A 404-nucleotide genomic window follows, 5' to 3' on the forward strand; every position below is an offset into this window, starting at 1 on the left:
CCTTGGCGTCGCCCATGACTGGGAGGGCGCCATGTTTGACCGCGTCGTAGGCCGCGACGTTGATCGAAACCAACCGCCGCCCCGGGTTACTGAACAGTGCCCAGGACCCCGTCGTGAAGTCCTGAAAGCGCGTGCCGACACCGATCACCAGATCCGCCTCGGACGAGACGGCATTCGCCGCGGCCGATCCATCGACACCGCTGGCACCGAAGTTCATCGGGTGGCTTTGCGCCAGCGCCGATTTCCCGGACTGGGTTTCGACCACGGGGATATTGTGGGCTTCGGCAAAGCGGGCAAGAGTGTCCTCGGCCTGTGAATATATCACCCCGCCGCCGGCGACGATCACCGGTTTGCGCGCGGATCGGATCAGCGCGACCACATCCTCGATTTCGCGCGTATCGGGC

1 pseudogene is annotated in these 404 nt (G+C 64.6%); it reads right to left on the bottom strand.

Annotated elements, in window-relative coordinates:
- A pseudogene (locus tag ACXAG7_RS19995) lies at positions 1 to 404 on the bottom strand (3D-(3,5/4)-trihydroxycyclohexane-1,2-dione acylhydrolase (decyclizing)); the annotation flags it as partial.

Source organism: Tenacibaculum sp. AWR4_210 (genome assembly GCF_056160945.1).